The 6757-nt window shown below is 76.2% G+C and carries 5 protein-coding genes; all 5 read left to right on the forward strand.

Translation table 11 applies throughout. The features are described 5' to 3' along the window. Nucleotides 1-9: 9 nt before the first annotated feature. The gene (locus ACFRQN_RS04805) at nucleotides 10-282 is read left to right on the forward strand and encodes a methoxymalonate biosynthesis protein (RefSeq protein ID WP_074006515.1); all 273 of its coding nucleotides are present in this window, start codon (nucleotides 10-12) and stop codon (nucleotides 280-282) included. Then, nucleotides 279-1442, forward strand: a complete 1164-nt coding sequence (locus ACFRQN_RS04810; RefSeq protein ID WP_079272972.1) for an acyl-CoA dehydrogenase family protein — start codon at nucleotides 279-281, stop codon at nucleotides 1440-1442. The genes ACFRQN_RS04805 and ACFRQN_RS04810 overlap by 4 nt, the downstream gene beginning before the upstream one ends. Nucleotides 1443-1540: 98 nt before the next feature. Further along, on the forward strand, nucleotides 1541-2746 hold the full coding sequence (locus ACFRQN_RS04815; protein WP_380738253.1) for an HAD-IIIC family phosphatase: 1206 nt from the start codon (nucleotides 1541-1543) through the stop codon (nucleotides 2744-2746). Next, on the forward strand, nucleotides 2743-5907 hold the full coding sequence (locus ACFRQN_RS04820; RefSeq protein WP_380738255.1) for a type I polyketide synthase: 3165 nt from the start codon (nucleotides 2743-2745) through the stop codon (nucleotides 5905-5907). Before ACFRQN_RS04815 ends, ACFRQN_RS04820 begins: the two co-directional genes overlap by 4 nt. Before the next feature lie 10 nt (nucleotides 5908-5917). Beyond that, nucleotides 5918-6724, forward strand: coding sequence for a thioesterase II family protein (locus tag ACFRQN_RS04825; RefSeq protein WP_380738257.1), 807 nt, complete (start codon nucleotides 5918-5920; stop codon nucleotides 6722-6724). Nucleotides 6725-6757 lie beyond the last annotated feature (33 nt).

Here is a 6757-nt window from a genome sequence, read left to right on the forward strand (position 1 = left end):
TACGGACACATGACCACCGCGAACGCCGCTGCCGGGACGACCGCCGTCGAGCAGGCGCTGAGCGCCTTCCTCGTCGGACACACCGGCGCCGAACCCGAGGTCGAGCAGGACCTCTTCGCCACCGGCGCGATCTCCTCGATGTTCGCCATGGAACTGGTGGTGTTCCTGGAGGACGAGTACGACATCGAGATCGTCGGCGCCGAGCTGAACCGGGACAACTTCCGCAGCATCCGCGCCATGGCGGCCATGGTGCTGCGCCTGCGCGGGACCGGGGACGCATGAGCGGCGGGGCCACGGGTACGGCCCGTGCGGGCGCCACGGGTACGGGCGGGACGGGCTTCGACACCGCGGCGATCGACGCCCTGGTCGGCGACGGGCCGGCCGCCTGGGACGCGGCCGGCCGGATCCCCGTCGAGCTGCTGCGCGAGCTCGGCGCGATGGGCGTGCTGTGCGCCGAGGTGCCGGCCCGCTTCGGCGGGCCCGGCCGCACCGGCCAGGAGAACGGCGAACTCACCGCCCACGTCGGCGCCCTGTGCAGCTCGCTGCGCAGCGTGATGACGGTCCAGGGGATCGCCGCGGCGGTCGTCCGCCGCTTCGGCGACCGCGAGCAGCGCCGGCGCTACCTCGGGCAGCTGACGAGCGGCCGGCTCGCCTGCGTGGGCTTCAGCGAGCCGGGCGCGGGCTCCGACCTCAGCGGCATGACCACCCGCATCCGTCCGGCCGAGGACGGCAGCGGCGACCTGATCGTCTCCGGCGAGAAGATGTGGATCACCGGGGCCGCCTACGCCGACCTCGTCATGGTCGTCGGCCGCTACGGCGACGGTCCGGACGGCGCCGCCGCGATGGTGCCGACGGACGCGCCCGGCGTCCGCATCGAGCCCGTCGCGGCCCCGCTCGGCTGCCGCGCCGCCACGCACTGCCGCATCGTGCTCGACGACGTCCGGATCCCGGCCGACGCCGTGCTCGGCGGCGGGCGCCAGCCGCTCGCGCTGCTGTTCACGGTCGGCCTGTCCTACGGCCGGATGTCGGTGGCCTGGGGCTGCGTCGGCATCCTGCGCGCCTGCCTCACGGCCGCCGTCGGGGACGCCCGCACCCGCGAGCAGGGCGGCGGCCCGATCGGCGAGCACCAGCTGGTGGCCCGGCACATCGCCGAGCTCTACACCTCGGAGCGGATCGCCACCCAGGTCTGCCGGCACGCCGCCGAGCAGTGGGACCGCACCGCCCCGGACGCGGCGGTGACGGCGGTGCTGGCCAAGCAGGTCGCCGCCACCCACGCGACCCGCGGCGCCGCGACGGCCGTCCAGGTGCTCGCCTCGCGGGGCTTCACCGACGGCCACGTGGTGGCCCGGGCCTACCGGGACGCCAAGGCGATGGAACTGATCGAAGGCAGCACCGAGATCTCGCAGTTGATCCTCGCCCGGCACGCCCTCGACCGGCTCTGAGCCGCCCGCCGCCCCGCACCGGCACGACGTACCACGAGCACTGAACGCACCACACGCACCACGAACACGGCAACGAACGGAAATCGAAGGAGCGCCCCGTGTCCGACGCACCCACCCTCGTCAAGTGCCTGGTCTGGGACCTGGACAACACCCTGTGGCGGGGCACCCTCCTGGAGGACCACGAGGTGGTGCTGCCCGAGGAGATCCGCCGCACCATCGTCGAACTCGACGCCCGGGGCATCCTCCAGGCCGTGGCCAGCAAGAACGACCACGACCACGCCTGGCAGCAGCTGGAGGCCCTCGGCGTCGCCGAGTACTTCGTCCTGCCGCGGATCGGCTGGCATCCCAAGTCCCGGTCGGTCAAGGAGATCGCGGACGGGCTGAACTTCGCCCTGAAGACGGTCGCCTTCATCGACGACCAGCCGGCCGAGCGCGCCGAGGTCGCCCACCACCACCCCGAGGTCCGCTGCTTCGACGCGGCGCTGGCCGCGGAGCTGACCGGCCTCCCCGAGTTCAGCCCGGCCGTCGTCACCGTCGACGCCGCCCGCCGCCGCAGCATGTACCAGGCGGGCTTCCGCCGGACCGCCGAGCGCGAGGAGTTCACCGGCCCCGACGAGGCCTTCCTCCGCTCGCTGGACCTGGTCATGGAGATCAAGCGGGCCGACGACGCCGACCTCTCCCGGGTCGAGGAACTCACCCTCCGCACCAGCCAGATGAACGCCACCGGCGTCTACTACTCCGACGCCGACCTGCGGGCCCTGATCGCCGATCCGGAGCACGAGGTCCTCACCGTCTCCCTCACCGACCGCTTCGGCCCGCACGGCGCCGTCGGCGTGCTGCTCGTCGGCTACCACGAGCGGGTCTGGCACCTGAAGCTGCTGGCCACCTCCTGCCGGGTGGTGTCCTTCGGCGCGGGCGCCGTCCTGCTGGACTGGCTGATCGGCGAGGCGGCGGCGGCCGGGGTCCACCTGGCCGCCGACTTCCGCCGCACCGACCGCAACCGGATGATGGAGATCGCCTACCGGTTCGCCGGCTTCACCGACGCGGCGTGCGACTGCCTCGCCGAACTGCGCTCTGCCGATGCCGATGCCGATGCCGATGCCGATGCCGATGCCGATGCCGATGCCGATGTCGACGCCGATGCCGACGCCGGGGCGGCCGGCTCCGGGCGTGCGGGCATCGAGTTCCGGCACCTGGTGGCGGACCGCCGCCCGGCCCCCACCACCGTGCGCGTCGACGCCCCCGCCCTCGGCCCCGTGGCCTCCACGGGTTCCGCGGGTTCCACGGGCGGAGCCGGCGCATGACCGCCGAGCCCCTGGCCGTCATCGGCATGGCCTGCCGCTACCCCGGCGGCATCGACTCGCCCGAGGACCTGTGGCAGGCCCTCGTCGACCGCCGCACCGTCGCGGGCCCCTTCCCCACCGACCGCGGCTGGGACCTCGACGCGCTGCGCCGCGACGGGCGCTGCGCCACCGACCGCGGCGGGTTCCTCGACAGCGCGACCCGCTTCGACGCCGCGTTCTTCGACCTCTCCCCGCGCGAGGCCGACGCCATGGACCCGCAGCAGCGGCTCGCCCTGGAGGTGGGCTGGGAGGCCCTGGAGCACGCCCGCATCGACCCGACCACCCTGCGGGGCTCCCGCACCGGGGTGTTCCTCGGCGCCGAGGCCCGGCCGTACGGGCCCCCGCTGCACGAAGCGCCCGCCGACCTCGCCGGCGTGCTGTTCACCGGCACCGCCCCGAGCGTCATCAGCGGGCGGCTGGCCCACACCCTCGGCCTCAACGGCCCCGTCCTCACCGTCGACACCTCGGCCTCCAGCTCGCTGGTGGCGCTGCACCTCGCCGTCGAGGGGCTGCGCGGCGGTGAGTGCGAACTCGCGCTGGCCGGCGGGGTGACGGTGATGACGACGCCCGGCTACCACGTCGCGTTCAGCGCGCTGGGCGGTCTGGCCCCGGACGCCCGCTGCAAGCCCTTCTCCGCGGACGCGGACGGCGTGGCCTGGTCCGAGGGGGCCGGCGTGCTCGTGCTGGAACGGCTGGAGCGGGCGCGGCGCCTGGGCCACCGGGTGCTGGCGGTGGTCCGCGGCTCGGCCGTCAACTCCGACGGCGCCAGCCACAGCCTGACGGCCCCGAACGGCGAGGCCCAGCGCGCGGTCATCCACGCCGCGCTCGCCGACGCGGAGCTGGCCCCCGCGGAGATCGACGCCGTCGAGGCGCACGGCACCGGCACCCGGCTGGGCGACCGGGTCGAGGCGGGGGCCCTGCTCGCCGCCTACGGCGCGGACCGGGCGAACGGGCGCCCGCTGCTGGTCGGCTCGGTGAAGTCCAACCTCGGCCACACCCTCGCGGCGGCGGGCGTCGCGGGCGTCATCAAGACGGTCCTCGCCCTGCGGCACCGCACGCTCCCCGAGTCGCTGCACATCACCGAGCCCACCCCGGCCGTCGACTGGGGGGACGGCGCGGTGCGGCTGCTGACGGAGCCGACCCCGTGGCCGGAGACCGCGCACCCGCCCCGCGCGGGAGTGTCGGGCTTCGGCATCGGCGGCACCAACGCCCATGTCGTCCTGGAGGCGGCCCCCGCCGAACCGGCCCCCGCCATAACCGCAGCGCCCGCAGCGCCCGTGGCGCCCGTGACGGACGGCGCCGACCCCGTCTGGCTGCTCTCCGCCCGGTCGCCCGCCGCACTGGCCGCGCAGGCCGAGCGGCTGCGGGAGCACCTGGCGGCCCGGCCGGAGGCGTCGGCCGGGGAGGTCGCCCGGTCCCTCGCCACGACGCGGGCGGCGCTCGACCACCGGGCCGTCCTGCTCGGCCCGCGGCCGCTGGACGCCCTGGCGGACCTCGCGGCCGGCCGTCCCTCCGCCGCCGTCGTCACCGGAGCGGTCGGCCCCGAGGGCCCCGGGCGGACGGTGTTCGTCTTCCCCGGCCAGGGCGGCCAGTGGGTGGGGATGGGCCGTGAGCTGGCGGAGGCCTCGCCGGTGTTCGCGGCGCGGCTGGCGGAGTGCGCCGAGGCCCTCGCGCCGTACGTGGACTGGCAGTTGGACGACGTCCTGGCGGGCCTTCACGGTTTCGAGGCCGCCGACGTCGTGCAGCCGGCGCTCTGGGCGGTGATGGTCTCGCTGGCCGCCGTGTGGCAGGCGGCCGGTGTCGCTCCCGACGCGGTGGTGGGCCACTCCCAGGGCGAGATCGCGGCGGCCGCCGTCGCGGGAATCCTCTCCCTCGACGACGCCGCCCAGGTGGTGGCCCTGCGCAGCCGGGCGCTGACGGCGCTGGCCGGGCGCGGCGGGATGCTCTCCGTCGCCGACGCGGTGGACGCCGTCCGGGAGCGGATCGCGCCGTTCGGGGAGCGGCTGTCGGTCGCGGCCGTCAACGGCCCCTCGGCGACGGTGGTCTCCGGTGAGCCCGACGCCCTGCGGGAGTTGGCGGACGCGTACGGTGAGGCGGTGCGCACCCGGCTGATCCCCGTCGACTACGCCTCGCACAGCGCCCACGTGGACGAGCTGCGCGAGGAGGTGCTCGCCGTCCTGAAGGGGATCGAGCCGGGCCCGGCCCTGGTCCCGATGGTCTCCGCGCTGACCGGGGAGTGGCTGGCCGGCCCCGAGGCGGGCCCGGAGTACTGGTACGCGAGCCTGCGCGAGACCGTCGAGTTCGACCGGGCCGTCGGGGTGCTCACCGCCGCCGGCCACGGCGCCTTCGTCGAGGTGTCCCCGCACCCGCTGCTGGTCGGCGGCATCGCCGCCGAGGCGGCCGTCGGCACCCTGCGGCGCGAGGACGGCGGCCCGGACCGCCTGCTGGCCTCGCTGGCCGAGGCCCACGTCCGGGGGGTGCCCGTCGACTGGGGCACGGTGCTGCCGGCGGCCGGCCGCACCGTGGACCTGCCCACGTACGCCTTCCAGCGCACCCGCCACTGGCTGGCCGCCGGGCAGCAGGCCCCGGCACGTCCCGACCCGGACGACGGCGCCCCGGCCCCGGCCGCCATGACCCCCGCGGCCCTGGGCACCGAACGGGCCGTACTGGACCTGGTCCGCGCCCACGCCGCGGCGGTCCTCGGCCACGACGGCGCCGGGGGCGTGCACCCGACCCGCACCTTCAAGTCCCAGGGCCTCGGTTCCGTCCTGGCCGTCGAGCTGCGCAACCGCCTCGCGTCCGCCACCGGCCTCGCGCTCCCGCCGGGCCTGGTGTACGACCACCCGTCACCCGCCGTCCTGGCGTCCCACCTGCACACCGCCCTGAACCCCGATCCGCTGCCCGCCGCGCTCGACGCCCTCGAAGCGCTGCTCGCCGCCGCCGAGGACCCGGCGGCCCGGGAACGGGCGCTGGCCCGGCTGGAGTCGCTGGTCGGCCGGACCGGCGGCGGGTCCGCTGCCGGGCCCGGCCGGGGGACCGGCGCGGACGCGCTGTCCGACACCACCGACGACGAACTCCTCGCCCTCATCGAGGCCGAGCTCGGCCCCGACCGTGATCACTGAACGGAGAACCATGTCCGCCCGACCCGACCCCACCGCCGACGACGACCTCTGGCTGCGCTGCTACCGGAGGACGGAGGCGCCCGCCGCCCGCCTGGTGTGCTTCCCGCACGCGGGGGGCACCGCCCCGTTCTACCGCCCGGTGCCGTACGCGCTGGCCGCCGCCGACCGCGTCGAGGTCCTGGCCGTCCAGTACCCGGGCCGTCAGGACCGCCGCCGGGAGGAGCCGATCGCCGACCTGAACGTCCTGGCCGACCGGATCCACGAGGTGCTGGCCCGGCAGCCCGAGCTGCCCCTGGTGCTGTTCGGCCACAGCATGGGCGCCGTCGTCGCCTTCGAGGTGGCCCGCCGCTGCGAGGCCGCCGGCCGGCCCGCCGCCCGCCTGGTCGTCTCCGGCCGGCGCGGCCCGGCGATCGGGCTGGGCCCGACCGAGGGGGTGCACCTGCTCGGCGACGACGCGATCACCGACGAGATCCGCCGCCTGGACGGGTCCTCGTCCGTCGTCCTCGACGACCCGGACCTGATGGCGGCCGCGATGCCGGCGCTGCGCGCCGACTACCGCGCGATCGAGACCTACCGGGCCGGCGCGGACGCCGTCGTCAGCTGCCCGATCACCTCCCTGACGGGCGACCGCGACCCCAAGACCTCGGTCGCCGAGGCGGAGGACTGGCGGGCCCACACCACCGGCGGGTTCGACCTCCAGGTCTTCCCCGGCGGGCACTTCTTCCTCACCGAGGAGATGCCGCGGGTCATCGGCCTGCTGGACGGCCACCTGGCCGAGGCCGTCGACGCCTCGCGCGCGTCCTCCGGCGGACGGTGACACGGGCGCGGGTGCCGCCCGGACGGTTCGACC

The sequence above is a fragment of the Kitasatospora sp. NPDC056800 genome (assembly GCF_042789775.1).
In the GTDB taxonomy this organism is placed as follows: domain Bacteria; phylum Actinomycetota; class Actinomycetes; order Streptomycetales; family Streptomycetaceae; genus Kitasatospora.